The sequence below is a fragment of the Spirosoma utsteinense genome (assembly GCF_014282275.1).
Taxonomy (GTDB): domain Bacteria; phylum Bacteroidota; class Bacteroidia; order Cytophagales; family Spirosomataceae; genus Spirosoma; species Spirosoma utsteinense.
The window spans coordinates 70,979-91,974 of the sequence record NZ_VFIA01000027.1; the positions used below are offsets into that span (position 1 = coordinate 70,979).

Annotated in this window: 20 protein-coding genes; 9 read left to right on the forward strand and 11 right to left on the reverse strand. The window is 50.7% G+C overall.

The features are described 5' to 3' along the window. The first annotated feature begins 76 nt into the window (after nt 1-76). The 5 genes from FH603_RS19480 to FH603_RS19500 all read left to right on the forward strand — a co-directional run bounded on the left by FH603_RS19480 (nt 77) and on the right by FH603_RS19500 (nt 5,875). On the forward strand, nt 77-2,575 hold the full coding sequence (locus tag FH603_RS19480; protein WP_186739369.1) for a YbcC family protein: 2,499 nt from the start codon (nt 77-79) through the stop codon (nt 2,573-2,575). A gap of 12 nt (nt 2,576-2,587) precedes the next feature. Next, the gene (locus tag FH603_RS19485) at nt 2,588-4,456 is read left to right on the forward strand and encodes a proton-conducting transporter transmembrane domain-containing protein (protein WP_186739370.1); all 1,869 of its coding nucleotides are present in this window, start codon (nt 2,588-2,590) and stop codon (nt 4,454-4,456) included. Nucleotides 4,457-4,587: 131 nt separating this feature from the next. Next, entirely contained in the window at nt 4,588-5,040 is a 453-nt protein-coding gene (locus FH603_RS19490; protein ID WP_186739371.1) for a hypothetical protein, read from the forward strand. 209 nt (nt 5,041-5,249) lie between these two features. Continuing rightward, a complete protein-coding gene (locus tag FH603_RS19495; RefSeq protein ID WP_186739372.1) occupies nt 5,250-5,522 on the forward strand; it encodes a hypothetical protein in 273 nt (90 codons plus the stop codon). Nucleotides 5,523-5,641: 119 nt separating this feature from the next. Continuing rightward, entirely contained in the window at nt 5,642-5,875 is a 234-nt protein-coding gene (locus FH603_RS19500; protein ID WP_186739373.1) for a hypothetical protein, read from the forward strand. 124 nt (nt 5,876-5,999) lie between these two features. Here FH603_RS19500 and FH603_RS19505 read toward each other — a convergent pair whose 3' ends face one another. Continuing rightward, on the reverse strand, nt 6,000-7,031 hold the full coding sequence (locus FH603_RS19505) for an NADP-dependent oxidoreductase (RefSeq protein WP_222439560.1): 1,032 nt from the start codon (nt 7,029-7,031) through the stop codon (nt 6,000-6,002). Between the two features lie 206 nt (nt 7,032-7,237). On the opposite strand from FH603_RS19505, the gene FH603_RS19510 reads away from it, so the two are divergent. From FH603_RS19510 to FH603_RS19525, 4 genes are read left to right on the forward strand one after another with little or no spacing between them, the layout of a single operon-like run. After that, nucleotides 7,238-8,110, forward strand: a complete 873-nt coding sequence (locus FH603_RS19510; protein WP_186739374.1) for an ABC transporter ATP-binding protein — start codon at nt 7,238-7,240, stop codon at nt 8,108-8,110. Continuing rightward, the gene (locus FH603_RS19515; RefSeq protein ID WP_186739375.1) at nt 8,107-8,937 is read left to right on the forward strand and encodes a hypothetical protein; all 831 of its coding nucleotides are present in this window, start codon (nt 8,107-8,109) and stop codon (nt 8,935-8,937) included. The genes FH603_RS19510 and FH603_RS19515 overlap by 4 nt, the downstream gene beginning before the upstream one ends. Before the next feature lie 2 nt (nt 8,938-8,939). Further along, complete coding sequence (locus tag FH603_RS19520) at nt 8,940-9,317, forward strand: GntR family transcriptional regulator (protein ID WP_186739376.1); 378 nt, start codon at nt 8,940-8,942, stop codon at nt 9,315-9,317. Further along, complete coding sequence (locus FH603_RS19525) at nt 9,314-10,000, forward strand: hypothetical protein (RefSeq protein ID WP_186739377.1); 687 nt, start codon at nt 9,314-9,316, stop codon at nt 9,998-10,000. The genes FH603_RS19520 and FH603_RS19525 overlap by 4 nt, the downstream gene beginning before the upstream one ends. 35 nt (nt 10,001-10,035) lie before the next feature. Here FH603_RS19525 and FH603_RS19530 read toward each other — a convergent pair whose 3' ends face one another. The 10 genes from FH603_RS19530 to FH603_RS19575 form a co-directional block, all read right to left on the reverse strand. After that, the gene (locus tag FH603_RS19530) at nt 10,036-11,457 is read right to left on the reverse strand and encodes a sensor histidine kinase (RefSeq protein ID WP_186739378.1); all 1,422 of its coding nucleotides are present in this window, start codon (nt 11,455-11,457) and stop codon (nt 10,036-10,038) included. Beyond that, complete coding sequence (locus tag FH603_RS19535; protein ID WP_186739379.1) at nt 11,454-12,131, reverse strand: response regulator; 678 nt, start codon at nt 12,129-12,131, stop codon at nt 11,454-11,456. Before FH603_RS19535 ends, FH603_RS19530 begins: the two co-directional genes overlap by 4 nt. A gap of 426 nt (nt 12,132-12,557) precedes the next feature. Next, complete coding sequence (locus FH603_RS19540; protein WP_186739380.1) at nt 12,558-13,133, reverse strand: DUF3109 family protein; 576 nt, start codon at nt 13,131-13,133, stop codon at nt 12,558-12,560. A 163-nt stretch (nt 13,134-13,296) separates the two neighbouring features. Beyond that, a complete protein-coding gene (locus FH603_RS19545; RefSeq protein WP_186739381.1) occupies nt 13,297-15,678 on the reverse strand; it encodes a LysM peptidoglycan-binding domain-containing protein in 2,382 nt (793 codons plus the stop codon). Between the two features lie 10 nt (nt 15,679-15,688). Then, complete coding sequence (locus tag FH603_RS19550) at nt 15,689-16,330, reverse strand: O-methyltransferase (protein ID WP_186739382.1); 642 nt, start codon at nt 16,328-16,330, stop codon at nt 15,689-15,691. A gap of 137 nt (nt 16,331-16,467) precedes the next feature. Beyond that, nucleotides 16,468-16,830, reverse strand: a complete 363-nt coding sequence (locus FH603_RS19555) for a DUF2237 family protein (protein ID WP_186739383.1) — start codon at nt 16,828-16,830, stop codon at nt 16,468-16,470. Nucleotides 16,831-16,906: 76 nt separating this feature from the next. After that, nucleotides 16,907-17,359, reverse strand: a complete 453-nt coding sequence (gene dtd, locus FH603_RS19560; RefSeq protein ID WP_186739384.1) for a D-aminoacyl-tRNA deacylase — start codon at nt 17,357-17,359, stop codon at nt 16,907-16,909. 153 nt (nt 17,360-17,512) lie between these two features. Beyond that, nucleotides 17,513-18,865, reverse strand: a complete 1,353-nt coding sequence (gene mgtE, locus FH603_RS19565; protein ID WP_186739385.1) for a magnesium transporter — start codon at nt 18,863-18,865, stop codon at nt 17,513-17,515. A gap of 49 nt (nt 18,866-18,914) precedes the next feature. Further along, nucleotides 18,915-19,709 (reverse strand): 16S rRNA (adenine(1518)-N(6)/adenine(1519)-N(6))-dimethyltransferase RsmA, encoded by a 795-nt coding sequence (gene rsmA / locus FH603_RS19570; protein WP_186739386.1) that lies wholly within the window; start codon nt 19,707-19,709, stop codon nt 18,915-18,917. A gap of 405 nt (nt 19,710-20,114) precedes the next feature. Continuing rightward, nucleotides 20,115-20,264 carry a hypothetical protein gene (locus FH603_RS19575; protein ID WP_186739387.1) on the reverse strand — a complete coding sequence of 50 codons (150 nt, stop codon included), beginning with the start codon at nt 20,262-20,264 and terminating at the stop codon, nt 20,115-20,117. Between the last annotated feature and the right edge of the window lie 732 nt (nt 20,265-20,996).

The following is a 20,996-nucleotide window of genomic DNA, read 5'->3' on the forward strand; positions in this document are numbered from 1 at the left end:
CTGTTAAAGTCAGTTTAACGGCGTTTTAATAGCGCATAGTGACTTTTGCCTGTTAATCCGAAATCCACCAAACTTCATGAATATAGCAAAAGGTTACTTCGATGAACATGCCGTACTTCATGCACTGGAACATTACCTGCCCGCTCAGGCCCCGCTCAAAGACTTCATTCACCACAATACCCTTCATGCCTTCCAGGATCTGCCTTTCTACGAAGGGCTGAACAAAGCGCATACCTTACTTGGCTACAATACGTCTCTCTCCCTGGGCGAGTACCGCCGTCTCTACACATCGGGGCTGATCAGTCCGGCTGTCTTACAAAAGGTTATCATTCAGCGTCAAGGTGAAAAGGCCCTGGCTGAGTGGACCGAAAAGTTACTGGCCACGACCTACGACCGGACCGATGTACCCCGGGTAGGTACGCTACGAGCCAACTGGAAACGACATTATCAGGTCGATCTGGACTCTATGGTGCATCCCACGCTGTTCCGCATTCTCTGTAGCTACCTCGACCAGGGAATCTCGATCTGGAATTTTCCTATTCGGGGCAAACAGTTTATCGACGCGCTTCGGGAAATGGAGAGCCGGTCCTACACGAGCTTTTTCAGAGGTAAACGGGCCAAACAGCTTCTGGTGAAGGGTTCCTGTACGCTGACCGATCTACTGGCGATTTTAGTTGGCGACGAGACCCTGTATGAGCATTATCTGTATGACCAGCAGTTTGCCCACCAGGGATGGTCGGGCATGGTGGCAGTTATCGAAAACCAGCCGCAAACGCTGCTCGATCCGAAGCAGATAGCGCTGCACGATGTGATCCTCTTCGAGTTGCTGCTCGAAATCGATGCGCTCGACTTTCAATTTGGTCCCAACTGGAAGCCCCTCAGCAGCCGACTGACCACTCGCCCTGTCGATCTGTCGGCTCCGATAGCGAAAACAGAACTGTCGGACGTGCTGTCGCTCTGGCAGGATATTTACGAATGGAACTACTACGACCAGGTATTGACTGGTGTGCAACGGCTTGGCCAAACTGCGCTGCCTCAACGAACGACGCCAAGTTTTCAGGCCTTTTTCTGCATCGATGACCGGGAATGCTCATTCCGGCGTCATATCGAACATGAAGATCCAGACTGCGAAACCTTCGGTACCCCCGGCTTCTTTGGCGTTGAGTTCTTCTACCAGCCCGAGGAAGGTAAGTTCTACGAAAAAGCATGCCCGGCTCCGGTTACACCCAAATACCTTATCAAAGAGGTCGATGCCCGTAACAAAAGGAAGAAGGACGTTTATTTTACCAAACACGCTCATTCGTTCTATAGCGGCTGGCTGATAGCTCAAACGCTTGGACTGTGGTCGGTTCTTCGCCTGTTCCTGGCGGTATTCAATCCGTCGATGAGTGCCGCTACCGCTTCGTCGCTCAAGCACATGCATAAACGGTCACGGCTCACCATCGAAAACCAAAATCCAGCCGATACCGAAAATGGGTTGCAGATCGGTTTTGGTATCGATGAAATGGCCGATCGGGTCGAGCGATTGCTCAACAGTATCGGCCTGGTTCGGAATTTTGCGCCGGTCATCTACGTCGTCGGCCATGGGTCGAGCACGGCCAATAACCCCCACTATGCGGCCTATGATTGTGGTGCCTGCTCGGGGCGTGCTGGCTCGGTTAACTCACGGGTACTGGCCTATATGGGCAATAAGCCTGCCGTTCGGGCGATCCTGCGTACGCGGGGTATTTCCATCCCCGACTCGACGCAGTTCATGGGAGCGCTGCACGATACAACCCGTGACGAAATCGTCTTTTTCGATGAAGAAACGCTGACGCCGGTAAACCTGGAAGCGCATAACAAGCGGGCGTCGATGTTTGAAAAAGCGCTGGACATGAACGCTAAAGAACGCTCGCGCCGGTTTGCCTCGGTCGACTCTACCCAGGCTCCGGATTATATCCACGAGCAATTGAAAAAACGGTCGGTATCTCTGTTCGAGCCCCGTCCGGAGCTAAACCATGCAACTAATGCTCTTTGCCTGATCGGTCGCCGGTCGCTGTCTAAAGGGCTGTTTTTGGATCGCCGGTCGTTTTTGAATTCGTATGATTATCAAATAGACCCGGAAGGGATCTATCTGTCAGGGATCCTGAACGCTGCCGCGCCGGTTTGTGGCGGTATCAATCTGGAATACTTTTTCTCCAGGGTCGATAACCAGAAGTTGGGAGCCGGCACGAAGCTGCCGCATAATGTAATGGGCCTGATTGGTGTTTCCAATGGAATCGACGGTGACCTGCGGTCTGGCTTACCGAGTCAGATGATTGAGGTTCATGACCCTGTTCGGTTGATGATGCTGGTCGAACATTATCCTGATGTAGTTATAAAGGCCATCAAACGGTCGGACGCTACGTATGAATGGTTCATCAATGAATGGATTCGATTAGTGGCGGTCCATCCCGAAACGCGGGAGCTGTTTGTTTTCCGGGATGGCAATTTTGTGCCGTATGTACCATTGAGCCTTCCTGTCGAAACAGTAGCCAACGCGTTACCCCTTATTGAATCGGACGCACATAACCTTCCCGTCCATCTGCTTGCCTAACCGGCCTTAGTTATGTCGTCACTTTTACATTTTTTTATTTTACTCCCACTGGCTGGCTTTCTGCTTAGCTTGTTAATACCAGCCAAAAAGGAAACGTTTATCTTTTGGGTGACACATGTTGCCGTGATGCTGCATCTGGCTGGTGCCTTTTCCTTTCTGGCTTACTGGATTGCCAATGGCTATCCAACGCTCGACATGAAAGAGATCGTTCTGGTGAAAGCCAGCGGGTATGAATTTTTTATCGACTTCGATTTTGATAAGGTTACAGCGGTTTACCTGATTGTTGGGTCGTTTTTGACGTTCATCGTAACAGCTTACAGTCGGCGCTACATGCACCGGGAAGCGGGTTATAAACGATTTTTCAATACCATACTGTTCTTCTTTCTGGGTTATAACGTCACCATCTTTTCCGGTAATCTGGAGACGCTGTTCGTGGGCTGGGAATTGCTGGGCGTCTCATCCTTCCTGCTGATCGCTTTCTACCGTGAGCGGTATCTGCCGGTAAAAAATGCCGTAAAAGTGTTTTCCATTTACCGGCTCGGCGATGTTGGTTTGATTCTGGCTATGTGGATGAGCCACCATTTGTGGCATCAGAATATTACATTCTCACAAATCAATAACTATGAACTTGTCCATGAGCATCTTCAGGGGCATAGTTTGGTTGGTATTTTTATCTCGCTCATGCTGTTGCTGTCGGCCCTGGCGAAATCGGCACAGTTGCCGTTTTCGTCATGGCTACCCCGGGCTATGGAAGGCCCAACCCCATCCAGCGCCATTTTCTACGGGTCCCTGTCGGTCCACCTGGGTGTTTTTCTGCTGATCCGCACATTTCCGTTTTGGGAATATCAACTGTCAGTTCGGATTCTGATTGGCTTGCTGGGACTTATTACCGCCGTTATTTCAACGGGTATCGCCCGGGTACAGTCATCGGTGAAAAGTCAGATCGCGTATGCATCGATTGCCCAGATCGGGTTGATGTTTATCGAGGTTGCCGCTGGTTTTGAGAACCTAGCCCTGTTTCACTTCGCCGGTAACGCTTTCCTGAGAACTTACCAGCTGCTGGTATCGCCATCGGTTGTCACCTACCTGATTCGTGAACAGTTTTATACGCCTGTCCCTCACAAGCGGTCGATCGAAGACTCCTTTCCTCAAAAGCTACAGTACACAGTTTACATGCTGTGCATCCGGGAATGGAATCTGGACTCGATGATGTACCAGTACTTATGGAATCCGCTGAAATGGGCAGGCCGAAAGCTGAACTTCCTGTCCATTACCCGCGTCGTGGCCTTCTCGCTGCCTGTTTTTCTGGCTGGAATAATCGGGTTTTACATGAATTGGCCAATGCCCGCTCAGTTACGGGCTTATCTGCCTGTCGTATTTGCCTCCATCGGCCTGTTGATGGTGCTAAAAGCCTTTACCGAGCGGATGAAGACGCGCATGAGCTGGGTTCTCATTATGTTCAACCACTTCTGGATTGCGCTGGCCATCTCGTTCAACGAGCAGTTCAAAATTGAACAGGTTTACTTATACCTGAGCGGAATAGTTGTTGCCGGTATCCTGGGGTTAGGGTGTATCAGCTGGCTGAAAAAGGTCGAGCAGGATACAGGCCTGAACCAGTTTCATGGTCATGCATACAAGCATCCGAAACTGGCATTGCTGTTTCTGATTGCCTGTCTGGGGTTGTCAGGCTTCCCCATTACACCCACGTTTATTGGAGAAGACCTGATCTTTACCCATATCCATGAGGATCAGGCCCTACTGGCCTTGATTGTGGCGCTCAGCTTTATTATCGATGGCCTGGCGATTATACGGATGTATGCCCGGCTTTTCATGGGTCCACATGCCAAATCAATGTATGAAATGGCCTATCGCTCCTCATAGTCTCCTTTACCTTTCTTAGTAGTTATCAGGATTGAAAATGGTAGAACGGCTCGTTCTACCATTTTTTGTTATCATTTATAAACCCCTGTTGATTTGTTGAGTTATCAGAGAAACTAGACAACTCAATGACTATGAAAAATGCATTAGCCACGTTTGCCGCTGTCCTGCTCATTGCAGGAACAGCCGCAGCACAGCAATCGAATACGAATTCTACAAATAACCAGTCGACAACCCCCACAACGACCGGTACGACCGGAACCGGAACAACGCTGGAGCAGAACAGCGCAGGTAGCGTTACGTCAGGTACAACCAATAATGGATCGTCGTCTGCCAACACGGTACCCCGGACGAATACCGCCGACCAGAATCCTACCAATGTCAACACCAATGGAACGGCCAACACCAACGCTACAGTAGGAACGGGTAATACGTTGGAGCAGAACAGTGCGGGTAGCGTTACAGCTGGTTCGAACAATAATGGCGGCATGACCACCACTACCGATGCCACTAGCAGTACAATGACGGGAGGTAGTCCGGTGAAAGCTAAAAAGCTGAAAAAGAAGAAAGAGAACTCACGTAATTAAGAATCTGGTTAGGATTACTGGCAGGAAATGGTCGGTAGTAGCCTGGACGGCCACGTCCGGGTAGTGCGTTCCATTTCACTCCCGGACGTAGCCGTCCAGGCTACTACCGACCGCCTGGCTGAAACACAGTCCAACGTGAAATCCTGAACAGGTTCTAATTGTGATTTCTAACGGAAAGGAATCCTAATCCGCCCTAAAATTAAATAGCTATGAAAACGCTTTTTTCCATTGCGCTTTTTGCATTACTACCCGCTATGGCTATTGCCCAGCGTGAAAGCATTAAAAGCAGCAACAAGTACAACAGTGCCGCGATGCGCGTGTCTGATAAAGAGAAGCAAAAGGCCCTGACCGAAAAGGTGAACGGGCAGCGACCTGACCAGCCGGCGAAGCCAAAGCCCAAAAGTGGTAAGCAGGTATTACAGGGACCAACCGAAAATGGGAACCGGTTCAAGAGTACAAAACCAGCCAATAAACCTCAGTAGTAGATCAAACGCCCGTCACATTCGCGACGGGCGTTTGATTTAATAGACGTTTAATAAACGATTACAAGTTTTCCTTGTTTATATACCAAATTCCAACCGATCACTAAATACCATCAAGTATGAAAAAGATGATTTTCGCTGCCGCTGCCATCGTCATGATGTCGGGTGCTGCTTTCGCTCAGGACAACGTGAAGAAAGAAGCCAAAATGGCGCATAAGGAAATGAAGCATGAAGCCAAAGGAATGAAGAAGGACGCTAAAAAAGCGGGCGACGACACGAAGGCTGAAGCCGCAAAAGATATGAAAAGCATGCACAAAAGCATGAAGAAAGAAGTTAAGAAAGTAGACAACTAGTGGTTTGCAGTAGTGCAAAAAAGGCTCGACCAACACGGTTGAGCCTTTTTTGTTTGTGTTCAGTTCAACCAGCTACCTGATTTTACTTTTGTTGTAGTTCATGAGTACATGAAGGTAGGTTGGCTCAGTCGACCTTTAACAGCAGTTTGCCGAAATTCTGGCCGGTGAAGAGCATCATCAGGGTAGACAAAAAATTGTCGATGCCGTGTTCAACCTGAACCCGGGCACCCAGCTTCCCTTCGTGGATCCAATCAGCCATTTCCCGGGCAGCCGTTCCATAATTAGCGGCATTGTCGAAGACGACGATGCCTTCCATCCGGGCGCGGTTGGTTAGCAGCGACAGGTAGTTCGACGGTCCTTTAACAGGTGTTGTATTGTTGTATTGCGAAATAGCCCCGCAAATGACGATGCGGGCCTTGCGCCGGATCTGGGTCAAAACTGTATCCAGAATATCGCCCCCCACGTTGTCGAAATAGACATCTATTCCTTCAGGGCATGCCGCTTTAAGGGCTTTGCGGAGGTCGCCGGTTTTGTAGTTAACGCAGGCATCGAATCCTAGTTCGTTGACACAGTAATCACACTTTTCCTGGTCGCCGGCTATACCCACCACCCGACACCCTTTGATTTTGGCAATTTGGCCAACGACGCTACCCACGGCTCCGGCTGCTCCCGATACCACGACGGTTTCGCCGGGTTGCGGCTGCCCCGTATCGAGTAAACCAAAATAGGCCGTCATACCAGGCATACCGAGCGTAGCCATGTACGTTTCCAGCGGGGCAATGGTGGTGTCAACCTTACGAATATCGTCGCCTTTGGCCTGATCGGAAACACCGGTTAGCAGGCCAAATTGCTGAACGCCCCAACTACCTGTCACGTAGTCGCCAACGGCGTAGTCCGGATGGTTCGATGTGATGACCTGTCCGGCGGTGCCCGCCCGAAAAACATCGCCAAGCTGGATGGGAGGGATGTATGATTTGCCTTCGTTCATCCAGCCGCGCATGGCGGGATCGAGCGAGACATAGATGGTTTTGACAAGCACCTGACCCGCTTCGGGATTGGGTTGCTCAACAGTTTCAATCGTGAGGTTTTCAGGGGTTGGGTTGCCCACCGGGCGCGAGGCTAGCAGGATTCGGGTATTGCTTATTAATGACGACATAGAAAGATGGTAGCGGCTTTGTTGTTCGACAAGGTAGGCTAATTTATGTCAAACCCCCGGTAGTGCGGTCCGGTGTCCCGGTTAAAGACACTGCCAGAGTTCGTCCTTTGCAATAATATTTTTCATTGACTGGTTGATTAGTTGAAAAAACGTATTACTATTGCAGTGTACTATTTATCTAATACACCATTAAGTCTTTATTATTTATGATAGAGCTACGAAACCTGTCCTTTGGCTATCGGCGAAACAAGCTATTGTACGAGGGACTATCACTGACGTTGGTGCCCGGGTCGATTTACGGCCTGCTTGGGCCGAATGGCGCGGGTAAATCCACGCTGCTCCATTTGCTATCGGGATTACTGTACCCGAAATCGGGTACTATCCGTGCTGGCCTATACAACCCGTCTGACCGTAAACCTGCTTTTCTTGAAGATCTGTTTTTGGTGCCTGAAGAGTTTTATGTGCCGCCCGTTCGCATTCGGGAGTTCATAACCAGTAATGCTTCCTTCTACCCGCGTTTCGATCGTGCCCAGATGGCCAGTTACATGGATGAGTTTGGGTTGGCCGACGATCAGAAATTGAATGAACTGTCGTATGGTCAGAAGAAAAAGGTGCTTATCGGGTTTGGGCTATCCACGAATACCGCTGTTCTGCTAATGGATGAGCCCACCAACGGACTCGATATTCCATCGAAAAGCCAGTTCAGGCGGCTGGTAGCCGGGGCTGTGGATGAGCGTCGAACGGTTGTTATCTCGACCCATCAGGTCCGCGATCTCGAAGCCCTTATCGACCCTGTTATCATTCTGGCGGCTAATCCCAACGGAACTATGGGTATTGGTCTCAACGCTGGTATGGAGACGATAACGGAGCGGCTCTGGTTTGGATTGACGCCGGAGTTGGAAGCAGGTAGTCAACTTTTATATTCAGAGAGGGCCGTAGGTGGTTATGCCGTTGTTGCCGAAAATCGGACGGCCGAGCCAAACCGCCTGGATCTGGAACGACTCTTCAACGCTGTACAAGCCAATCCGGCCAGGATTAGCCAATTGCTTTCGGCAAACACAAACCTATCCCGTATATGAACCAGACCTTTTCACCTGCTCGTTTCGGGCGGCTTTTACACCACTACTTTGTAGCGAACCGAGGGCAACTGCTCGCTGGTCTGGTACTCTTGCTGGGCGTTATGATTGTTGCGTTTATCCTGATCTATTCAGAAACTCCGCCTGAAGTAGAAAGCCTACGTCTACCACTCCTGTTTATTCCTGGTTGGATAGCCTGGTATGTATTTATCTGGCAGCAAACCGACACGCTGAATAACAAAGAGCGCTCCATGGCCTACTTTATGCAACCCGCTTCACAGGTTGAGAAGATACTCCTGATCTGGTTCGTAACAGGTATCTGTTTCCTGCTGGTTTACCTGACGTGTTTTACGCTAATGGATTTGATAGGGGTTTCTTACGTAAACAATCGGGACTGGAATGCTGGTCAGGTGGAGCAGATAAGAATGAGGGGCGGACTGGCACAATTGACACCTTTCTACGCGTCAACAGATAAAAACATACCTAATGTAATTGTATGGATTACGGTTTTATTTCACCCGTTTGCGCTGGCATTCCTATTGGTATTTCGGTGGTATAATCTGGCTACTGTGGCCGTAATGGCGTTTTTGCTTCTTGTCTTTTTATACCTGAGCAATAGATTTATTGCGTACAATATGACCAATATAAATGACGCGGTTAGTATACGACCTTTCGATGATGCTATCGTCCGGTCACCAGACCAGCGTAGCTACCGGACGATAGCGCTCCCCCAGCCGCTGGGCAATCAACTCCGTTATACGCTGGTCATTACCATAGGTGTCCTTCTGTACATCACTGCCTACTTCAGGCTTAAAGAGCGGGAGGTATAACCATGGATTTTCGTGATAAACAAGCCATATACCTGCAAATCGCTGAGTACGTTAGTGAGCAGATTTTGTTGGGCCGCTGGACAGCGGGCGACCGGATTCCGTCTGTTCGTGAACTGGCCGCCGAGCTGGAGGTGAACCCCAACACCGTAATGCGTACCTACGAGTTTCTGAGCCAGCAAGGCGTTATCGCTAACAAGCGAGGCATTGGCTATTTCCCCGCCGACGAGGCCCTCGATAAAATTCGCGCTTTTCGGCGTGAGCAGTTTTTGCAGAACGATTTACCCCAGTTCTTCAAAAACCTGACCCTACTCGGAATTGATCTGAACGAGATTCAGACCCGCTACGACGATTATGTTAACGCTAACACCCACATACGATGAAAACAAGCCATATATTATTGGGCATCATAACGATTGTAACCCTGACGGGTATGGTGGCAACAGACGTATTGCTCAAGCAGCAGTTCGATAAACTGGACTGGTCCAATCCTAATCAGGACTTCGAACGCCGTCCGTTACCGACAGCGTCGCATCTGGTAATCGACGCATCCCCCGCGGCCGAAATTGTCGTTGAGGGTAATGTCAAAACGGCCACTGCACTGGTGAACCCAGCTTACGGATTGCTGTATCACACTCGCCAGCAAGGCGACACGTTGTTTATTACGTTTACGCCCGATTACGAAGGCGAACACCAGCCCAGGAACGATGCTTTCCATGAATTAGGCGTAGGGTTGTTGTTACAGTTGCCAACGGTACGTAGCCTGCGGATAACCAATGGGCGATTGACCCTGAAACATGTTTCTACCCCCGATCTGGCCCTATCGCTTCGAAACACCCGATTACGTACCAACCATATGACAGTCTCCGGCCCACTATCTCTGTCGATAAGCCAGCATAGTTTTGCCGTTTTGGGTACCGATCGCTACCAGTCGCTGCGGCTGGTCGTTCAGGATTCGAGCGGGGTGCAACTCAACAATACAGATTACGAAACATTTCTGCCCACTATTTCGCCGAATGCCGAAGTGGCGTTGTCGGGTCAGGCGTTGCGATGGTTAGCCAAATAGCGTTTACATTCACTGCATAGGGCCGACGGTTGCTATTACACGTTGTATGAGTCCGGTAATTTTGTTGACTCAGCATCTGAGGAACTGCCGGATGACGCAGGCTGTCTATAAACAACGGGCAGGGTAACCCGAAACGTTGTTCCTTTGCCAACGACCGATTCAACTGATATATGACCCCGGTGGAGTTGAATAATGCGGTGGGTCAAAGCCAGACCAATACCGTGGCCATTAATGGTCATGGTATTGTTGGATCGGTAAAAGGGCTCGAAAATGTGCGGTAAATCGGCCGTTGAAATGCCAGAGCCGGTATCACTGACGGTTACCTGAAGCTGGCTGGCACCGGGAGCAATACGGACCGACACGCGCCCATTGGCCGAATATTTACATCCGTTTTCCATCAGGTTCAGGAAAGCCGTTTGTAATAAGGATTCTTCGGCCATAATTAGCAGGTCTTCTTCCTGATCCGGTAAGTTCACAAAATCGATGTCGATCTGACAGGCCGGCTTGTTGCTGACAAGCTGGCTCTGTGCCTGCCAGAGTAGTTCGTCGAGCCGGGTGGGCAGGTAATGAAGTGTAGTGGCATCGGAGCTGGCGCGGGCCAGCTCGAGCAGGCTGTTGACAAGCCGGATCATACTCTTAACCTCGTCGAGGAGGGCGTCGAACGCCTGTTCATACTCACCCGTGGAGCGTGCATGCAGGCGTGTAACTTCAATTTGCCCCATCATCACGGTCAGGGGGGTACGCAACTCGTGAGAAGCGTGCGAAACAAAGCTTCGCTGCGAGACAAATGCTTCTTCAAGCCGACTGAGCAGATCGTTGAACGTACGGGCCAGGTACGCTAATTCGTCGCGCTGTCGACCCACGTGCAGCCGCATGTGAATATTGGTGGCCGAGATGGCGTTTACCTGCTTGATCAGTTCGGCAACGGGCCGCAGGGCATCGGTAGCAAATAAATAACCGGCAATACCAACAATGGCTAGACTCAATAGCCAACCCGAAAAAAGAATTTCCCGCAGTCGATCGAGCTTACTGAATCCGTAACGGTCGTTGCCGGATGCTACAACGATCAGTGCTTCTTTCCGTGCATTGACATAGCGAACGCCAACCGCTTCCCGGTCGCCTGTACGCAGGTATTTAGGGTGGTTTAGACTGATGGTACGCAGGAAAAAGGGGGTTATCGAAAAACGAGGGCGTTTGCTTTCCTGATTGTACAAAACCGCCCCACGTTCATTGTAAATGGTTACCTGCTCATCGGCCATAACCGGCAAATCCGCTCTGGGTACTTCACCAACATCTTCCCGCAATCGCACTGTTAGAAAGGCTTTTTCCTCAAGGCGCTGTTGAAATTCCTGCTGCCGGAACTGGTCATACAAGTAATAGACCGATACCGTAAACAGCAGCAGGATCGAAGCAACGAGCAGCACAAACAGCAGCGTCAGGCGAGTCCGGATGTTCATTCCTCTTTCAGCATATAGCCCATACCGATCACGGTATGAATAAGTTTTTGAGGAAAGTCTTTGTCGATTTTCTTACGCAGGAAGTTTACGTACACGTCGATAACATTCGTACCGGTGTCGAAATGGATATCCCACACTTTCTCGGCAATATCGACCCGTGAGACCACCCGGCCCCGATTGCGCATCAGGTAATCGAGCAGGCCAAATTCTTTGGCTGTCAACTCAATACGTCTATCGCCCCGGCGGGCTACTTTTTCGTTCAGGTCCAGTTCCAGATCAGCTACTTTCAGCACGTTGCTCTGTAATCCTGAGTCGGAACTTCGCTTGGTGAGCGCCCGAAGACGGGCCATCAGCTCCCGAAACTCGAAGGGTTTAACCAGGTAATCGTCGGCACCGGCTTCAAATCCCATGAGTTTGTCATCCATCGATCCCATAGCAGTCAGCATCAGTACCGGTGTCCTGATTCGTTCCTGGCGCAGTGATTGTACGATATCGAAACCATTCATTTTGGGTAGGTTGACATCCAATACAATGACATCATAGGCGTTGTTGAGCGCCATTGTGCGGCCCATCTGTCCATCGAAAGCAACGTCAACTTCACATGACTGCTCTTCCAGTCCTTTCTTAACAAATGACGCCAGTTTTGGCTCATCTTCTACCACTAGGATTTTCATATCGGCAACATACACAGGGCTTGGTTCATTTAAAAACGTCGATTCGGTTTATTAGTTACCGAACTTGTTAAAAAGAAGCTAACTGCCTCTTCTAGTGTATGTTTGTTAGGCAGTTAGGGAAGAGCAGCCTACAAAAAAGCCGCTCCGAAGATCGGGGCGGCTTTCCGCTTCTATCCACACCATTTCAAGACTGGCGACCGGGTGGCCACCAAATCTTGATGTTCAACCTTCCCTTTGTAAAAGGACCTTTATGCTAAACTAAGCAATTTCTTTAGCGGTAAACGTGAGTCTGTTCACCGCACTGCTATCACTCTACTAAGTTGGTGATACTTTGTATAATAAACGTTAACATTGGGTTGAAAATTATTTAACGTATCAAATTATATAGTATCCAGCGGCTAAGAGAGCTATTTTTTAAAGTACGGCTTATTCTGTGGGGGTTTTCTCCTCGATCGCCCGGGTTAGCCTGCCATACCATTCTTCACCGTACGCGCGGATAAGTGCCTCACGCACAAACTTGTAGATAGGTACATTCAACTGTTCGCCGAAGCCACAGGCCGGACTACAAATTGGCCAACGATCGTAGTTAAGTGCATGAAATGATTCGTATTTTGTAATGCGAATAGGATAAAGGTGACATGAGATTGGCTTTTTCCAGTCAACTTTACCATCGTTATACGCTTCTTCAATGCCGCACTTCAAAATGCCACGGTCGTTCCAGGTGGCATATACACATTCGCGGCCACCAACGGTGCTGGTTACGTAACCCCCGTCACCATCGGATTCGTACCCGCCCTGTTGTTCGATAACCCGGATTCCTTCGGGAGAGAGATACGGTTTCACATCCTCGTAAATACGATCCAGCATAGCCGGTTCATCGCCCTCGAGGGGAGCGCCCATGTCACCTTCCACGCAGCAGGCTCCTTTGCATTTGTCCAGGTTACAGACGAAAAACTTTTCAGCTACGTCGTCACTGATGCAGGTATTGTCTAATAAAATCATGGTTGTAAAGCGATTGAAAATCGACCTGTCTGCCTAACCGGGTCTGGCTAACAGGTACGCTCTGTAAAGATACGAAGCAACCCGCAATGGTGGTCATCAGTAAAAAGCCGTTGATCCCTACTGTGGAACCAACGGCTTTCTGTGGACAACAATGGGCTAAACGTTACTTTACGATTTTAATTTTTTGACCTTCTTTCACCCCAACGTCGGTCAAGTTGTTCCATTCCTGGATCTGCTCGATGGTGACATCATATATTTTTGATATCCTGAACATGGTTTCACCTTTCGCTACGGTATGGTAGGAGACGCCCGTTGAGGTTGTCTCTGCCGATTGGGCGGGCTTCGTTGCCGCTGTAGCTTTCACCGTAAGTTTCTGGCCTGTAGCCAGCACATCGTTGGTTGTGCGGTTGTTCAGCGTCAATAACTCGTCGACGGTCAGGCCATACTGCCGGGAAATGCTGTAGTAGGTTTGTCCGGGTTCGACCGTATGGGAAGTAGCCGAGCGGTCAACCGGTGTCGATACCGTAGCGGTAGAGCGACTACCCGCCGGGGTACTTCCTTTGGGCTCGGTCACGGCCACCTCTGCCGGTCTCTCGCGCGATTCGCTTTTGATAACGGCTGGCGCGGCTGGACGGGGAGGAGCTTTAGCCGGTACCGTCAGCGATCCATCAGCCTGTTGTTCCCGTGGACCATCGTAGCGACCCCGTTCTATCGTTGGCTGGTTCACGTCAGAGGATGCTTTGGCGGGCTGGCTGCGGGTGGGTTCATCCATAACCAGAGTGGGTTCCGAAGCCGTGCTCTCCCGGCCCGATGATTGGGCTGCTGCCGGGGGATACAAAGGCCGGGTAGTTGCCGTTTTGGGTCGGCTGACTGGTTCTGCCGGGCTGGCTGAGGGGTCGGTTTCTGTCGAACGTACAATCACCACCCGCTGTGACCCATCGGCGTCGGTCGATGCCGAACCACCCGCAGAGGGGCGCGTAACCGGAGCCGACTGGCGGGCCGGACGCGCTGGCTCCGTCCGTTGAACGGTTGCCGGTTCCGATGTGCCATCATTTGGTGTCACTCCGCCACCTACCAGTTTGGGCTGGTATAGTTTACGCTCAGATGGCTTGCGTGGAATATCGTCGCTGCCTGTGACAGAACGGGATGCGCTGCGTTCGGGTGATGTAGCCGCTACCACATCGGCAACCGACGGGCTGGGCGTCTGGTCATATACCGGAGCAGTAGGGGAGTTGATGATTTCAACGGGTTTATTGCTGGGCCGACGCTCGCGGAGCCACATGACCCGGCCAACCGCTAACTTTTGTATCCGGTCCAATCGGTTGAAACGCATCAGCTTCTTGAGTCGCAGCGCATAACGCTGGGAGATACTGCGGGAGGTTTCGCCCTCCCGAACCGTATGAAAAGGGACCAGTGCTTTCTTTCGCTTTTTGGCCAGATAATAAACATCGTTGGTGATGACAGGATCGCTGTCGCTCATGTCGTTGTACCGCAGGAAACTCGACAGGCTGATTTTTGCCTTCCGGGCCAGCGATGCGGCATTATCACCAGCCTGAGCCTGAATACCGGGTAGTCCATTGATCTCGTACAGAACAGGGCTGTTCTTGCCGGCTGAACCGCCCGAAACCCGGCGTAGTACAGGAAACCCTACATCGTTCTGTACGAAGTTGGGCGTTTTCCGGCCGCTCACACTGACAATTTTCTGGCGTATGTCGTTGATCTGGTCGTTCAGTACCGGAATCGCCATTACGTAGGCTTTATCGGTAGGCACCGTTTCGCCCAGCACCCAGCGGTTGTATTTGCGGAGTTCGAACTCATCGACATTCAGCTCTTCGGCAATGGCAGGTATCGTCTTCCCGCCACCGCTGGGGTATTCGATCAGCGCAAAGCGATTGCTGGCCTGGTGGAATTTGAGCGCGCTTTCAATGGCAATTTTATGCGCGAAAAAGCGCAGTATGTAGCGGTCGGTCCGGCCGTCGAGGGTAAGCTCACGGGCGTAGGACCAATCGGGCGGAACCAGTTTGGTAATGCCCGTTGCCCCCAGGTAATAGGAGTATAGCGAAGCAACCCAGTTGTTGAACTGACCATTGCTCTTTTTAAGGTATCTGGCTGCCCCGCGCGTCGACCCTGTAATGCTTTTGCGCTCATCGATTTCATCATCGACCCGCAGTCCGTTACCGATGGCGGTTTCGCGCTTGAATTGCCAGTAGCCTACTGCCGACGAGGACGAAACCGCATCGGGCGTAAGTGAGCTCTCCTGAACCGCGAGGTACTTGAAATCGGCCGGTACATCTTCGTCGATCAGAATGGATTCGATCATGGGGAAGTACAGCGCCACCCGGTCAAGTTTAGCGGTCCAGTATTGCCGGTTGGCCAGCAGGGCGTTAACGTCCTGCTGAATGATGCGCTGGGCGTCGGCGTCGAAGCGTACCGATATATCGGCAAAGGTTACCTGAGTTGGAACAGCTGGTGTTGAGCCCTGGGCCAACACATTGAAACCAATCAGGAGTAAGAGTAGGGTTAGGGAGTACGATCTTTTCTGCATGTGTCAATAACTAAGATTTACGAATCATCATAATGCCGTCACGAATGGGCAAGAGCACATTGTCAACGCGTGGATCATCCTGAATTTTTTTGTTGAAAGCCAGCACAGCGGCTGTATCCTGATCGGTTGATTTGACTGTGTCAATAACCTTGCCACTCCATAGGACGTTGTCAACCAGCAGCAGTCCACCCGGCCGCAGGCTATCGATAACCAAGTCGAAGTATAAGGCGTTGTTCCGTTTGTCGGCGTCGATGAAGATCAGGTCGAAGGTTTCATCAAGTGTCGGAATAACGTCCGCAGCATAGCCGATCCGCAACTCTATTCTATCGTTCAGGGGCGATTGCTGCCAGTAAGAGCGAGCGAACGATTCGAGTTCCTCGTTGTGGTCGATGGTAATAAGCCGACCGTCGCTGGTCAGTCCTTCGGCGAGGCACAAGGCTGAATAACCGGTATAGGTGCCGATCTCTAAAATACGCCGGGGCCGAATCAGATGGGCAATCATGGATAGAAACCGGCCCTGAAGGTGACCTGACAGCATACGGGGTGCCATCACGTGGGCGCGGGTATTCCGGCTGAGTCGGCTGAGTAACTCCGTTTCGGGTGAGGTGTGCGCTTCGGCGTAAGCGGTAAGGTCAGCGGGCAAAAAATCCATTCGGGCTTCCTACCCATATAGCTACCGGTAGCTACATAGGCGATGGGCTGGTTTAAGTAAAAGTAGTTGTTTTCAGGGAATCAACGCCTAAAATGAGATCGTAGTACGAAAAAAATGAACTTAAGCTGTTCAACGGTCTACTCCTCGAAGGCCGATGCCCGAAGCATATCCAGCGTGACGTATTGCAAGGCTCGCTCGTGCGTACAGGCCAGTAGTACGGGTGGGGCCATTCCTGCCTCATATGCTTCACGCCAGCGCAGGGCACACAGGCACCAGCGGTCGCCGGGCTTTAAACCGGGAAACTGATACGCTGGCTGGGGTGTGGTCAGATCATTGCCCCGGCTCAGGGTGAAACTCAGAAAGGATTCGGTAACAATAGCGCAGATAACATGGCGACCCTGATCCTGGTCGTCTGTACGGCAAAAGCCGTCGCGGTAAAAACCGGTCACTGGGTTGGAACAACAGCCGCCCAGATCGGAACCCAGTACGTTTTTCTGCATAATGACAACGGTTTACGGGTTGGATGGCGTAGCGGGATGATGCTGGTAGAGACACCAGCCCGCTACGCCATAATAGTCACTGCCGGTTTTTTGAGTCGATCAGGATCGTTACCGGTCCATCGTTGAGCAGATTGACTTTCATGTCAGCTCCGAACACACCCGTTTGAATCGGCTTACCCAGGTCGTGAGTCAACTGGGCAATCATCTGTTCGTAAAGTGGCGTTGCCAGTTCGGGTCGGGCGGCCTCGGTAAAGCCGGGTCGGTTGCCTTTTTTCGTGCTGGAGTGGAGGGTAAACTGGCTGATCAACAGAATATCTCCTCCCACGGAAGTAAGGTCAAGGTTCATTTTATCGTCGGCATCGTTGAAAATGCGCATACCCACAATTTTTTTGCTGAGCCAGTCGACGTCTTCTTGGGTGTCGGTATGGGTGACGCCCAGCAACACCAGAAATCCGATCCCAATTTGCCCGTTTACCTGGTTGTTTATGGTCACGGAAGCCTGCGAAACGCGCTGAATAACGGCAATCATTTGAACAGCAGTTTATGAACGAATACCCGGTCAGCCAAAGGCAAAACGGGCTCAAAAATAAGGATCAGGGAGCAGATGCCGAAACACCTACGTCTCCAGTCTATTGACTGGCCCTCTTTCTGGGATTGACAGCGCCCTCGGGGTGGTACTGCATCACACTTCTGCCAGTAGCCACTGGGCAATCATAAAGTACACGCCAATACCGATCAGGTCGTTGGCTGTTGTGATGAAAGGCCCCGACGCTACGGCCGGGTTTATACCAATCCGGTTGAGCAACAGGGGCGTTACTGTTCCCATAAACGACGCCAGTAGTACCACCGCCAACAGCGACGAAGCGATGACGAAAAATAAACGCGGTTCGCCGATAATGAAGGTGTAGGCACCCGCGATCAAGCCGACGACCAGGCCGTTGATAATAGCGACCAGCAATGTTCGAATCAGCCGCCGACCAAGGGTTGTGCTTAACCCCGACGTATCGGTCAGGCTCTGGAGAATCAGCGATGAGGTCTGGATACCAACATTGCCGCCGGTTGAGCCAATGATAGGAATGAATGCGGCCAGGGCGGCTATTTTACCCAGCTCACTCTGGAAGCCATTGATGACGGTGGCAGCCAGTAGACTACCCACCGCGCCGGCCACCAGCCACGGTAACTGGACTTTAGATCGCTGCCAGATGGTATCGTCCTCTTCAACCTCGCCAGACAAACCCGAAATAACCTGGATATCTTCTTCTGCCTGTTCCGTTATGACGTCGACCACGTCATCGATCGTGATCCGGCCCAGCAATCGTTGCTGTACGTTCACGACTGGAATAGCGTCCAGGTCATACTTCTGCATCACCTCGGCAACCTCCGCTACGGGGCGATATGTTTCTACATAAACGACATCGTCGTCGTAGATGTCAGCGATTTTAGCTGTTTTACGGGCCAGTACGATCTTTTTGAGCGATACCAGGCCAAGGAGTTTTCCGTTATCGTCGATAACATATACGGCATAGACGTTTTCGACGTTTTCTGCCTGCTGGCGGATTTCTTCGATGCAGGCGTTAACGGTCAGATTGACATTGATCTTGATCAATTCTTTCTGCATCAGGCTACCCGCCACCCCATCTTCGTAGTGGAGCAGATCGAGAATAAAGCGTGCCTGCTCGCGGTCTTCGAGTAAGCCAATGACCTCTTCGCGTACCTGAATGGCCTGCTCGTTGAGTAAATCAACGGCATCGTCAGAGTCCATCAGGTTGATGAAGGGAGCCAGTTCTTCGGACGAAAAGGCTTTGAGCAGCCTTGGCCGGTCGTTGGGATCGAGGTTGGCCAGGATTTCGGCACCGATGGCCCTGTCGAGCAGGCCCAGCAGGTAGCGAGCCGGTTCGGGGTCCAGCTCGTAGAGAATCCCGGAAATGTCGGCAGGAAACAGTTCCTCCATCTCCGATCGCAGCAACGTGTCATCGCCCGCGTCGATAGCCGACTGCAGGTGATCGAGGTAATCTTTGGTAAGTTCGAAAGTCACGTTTCTGGTGATGTGCGATGAGCGGTGATTGATGAGAAAAGGCTATGTATCACTCAGCGCTCATCATTATTTTCGTTAACTCCACGAACTCAGCAACGCTCAACTGTTCGGCCCGCTTATCCATAAAAGGGCTGGCCAGGGCATCTTCAGGCGGATTTAGCGGCTTGAGGGCATTACGCAGGGTCTTACGACGCTGGCCAAACCCGTGCTTGACAACCTGCATAAACTTTCGCTCATCGCAGCCCAGCTCAGTCTTATCGTTACGTCGGCAGGACAACACACCGGAATGGACTTTAGGAGGAGGGTTAAACACCTCTGGGTCGACCGTAAACTCGTACTTGACGTCGTACCAGGCCTGCATGAACACACTCAGGATACCGTATTCTTTGTTGCCGGGTCCCGATGCAATGCGCTGTGCTACCTCGCGCTGGAACATACCGACTACTTCGGGCACACGGTCCCGCATTTCCAGAACTTTAAAAAGGATCTGGCTGGAAATGTTATACGGAAAATTACCGATAACAGCGAAGGAGCCGGTATTGCCGGGCACCTTGTTAGGCAGCAGATCGGGCCGGATATTCAGAAAGTCGGCACCCAGGATGCGCCCGTCCAGCGCGGGGAAATGCACCTTCAGGTAATCGACCGATTCGCGGTCAATCTCAATTACGTACGTTTCGTAAGACGGGTTTGTCAGCAGGAACTGCGTGAGAACACCTGTGCCAGGTCCAATCTCGAGAACCTGCGTATAAGCCCCATGTCCATTGAGGAGTTCGGCGATGCGTTGTGCAATACCAAGGTCTTTCAGAAAATGCTGGCCAAGTTCTTTTTTGGGTTTGACGTACACAGTGCCGGTCGGTTTGGCCGCCGAAGCGGTTCGTTTTATACCGCTAAAGCGGTCGGGTGCAAAGGTACGGGGCTACAGGCGAATTATTGGTGACCCAGTTTGACCGTTCGCCGTTTTATTCCACCAAAGCAACTGGATACATCTTACCAACTCTGCTGATCAGGATAACCTGACTGACGAAGGTGCCTGTGATGGGAGATAGGTCGAACGGAAGCACACGCCGGCTGACGTTGACAGGCACCGGTATAAAGGCAACTGTCACACCCGTCAGCTAAATGTCGGCAGCGTAAGGAAGCTTGCCACAAGTGGTAGAAAAAGAGGAAGGTCAATTGATGTTGATGCGGCACAAGCCGTTGGCGCGCCGAAAAAGAACCGGTCATCACAAAATCACGCACGTAAAACGGATCACCCTTTCAATGTAGTACCCTGTAGTTCCCCGTAATACCGTTCAAGGGGAGCTTTACAATTTGCCAGGACATCCTGTATCTCCAGGAAGGACCGGCTGTTCAGGTACTTGATTCGGAGCCAGTCTTCGGTCCTGAGCAATTTGAACATGTCACTCAGGGTTTTATCTCCTGGTTTTTTTGCGCCGGGGGCTACCATTTTTTCGTTGATCATCCGGTACAGTAAATCACGGGTCTGAACCGTGAGGGGTAAATTTTTTAAGAGATAGGTGGGAAGACGATCTATGAATTCATTTCGTCTGGAAATTTCTTTTTGAACCGTTTCAAACGTGTTTAATAAGTCACAAAAGGGCAATAGATGTATTCGCTGAGCGAAATTCATAATATAAATGGGTTGTAAAGATGGTGGCTTTAAGCTTCAGTAGAAAAGTATAAAGGTCTGAAGATCAATGTAAATATAAGGGTGCCTATGTAAGATCCAAATTTGTAAGTTACTAAATAGTCTTTATATTAAATAAAAAAAACTTTGTGTTTTTGTTGTGCTAATTATAGGTCAATTTATGATTTAGTTATGTAGTAGGAAGCGCTGATTAGCGAGATAGCAATACAAAAATATAAGGGGCGTCTTTTAATTATAGGAACGCGTCGCAGTAGTTTATATCAACCCAAACGACGGATCAATCAGGCCGGGCACGAAGGCTCATTAAACAAATACTATAATTTTTTGGACGATTTATAAACAAAAAATAGCGGATCGTTTTTTACAGACCTTAGAGTATGTTTGGGACTATTATTTGGCCAGCCTATTGAGCAGGATTGAAATAAAGCCAATTCGTAGCATAGCCTCCGAACTTTCTATGGTTTTGTCTACGTCTCGGAATAA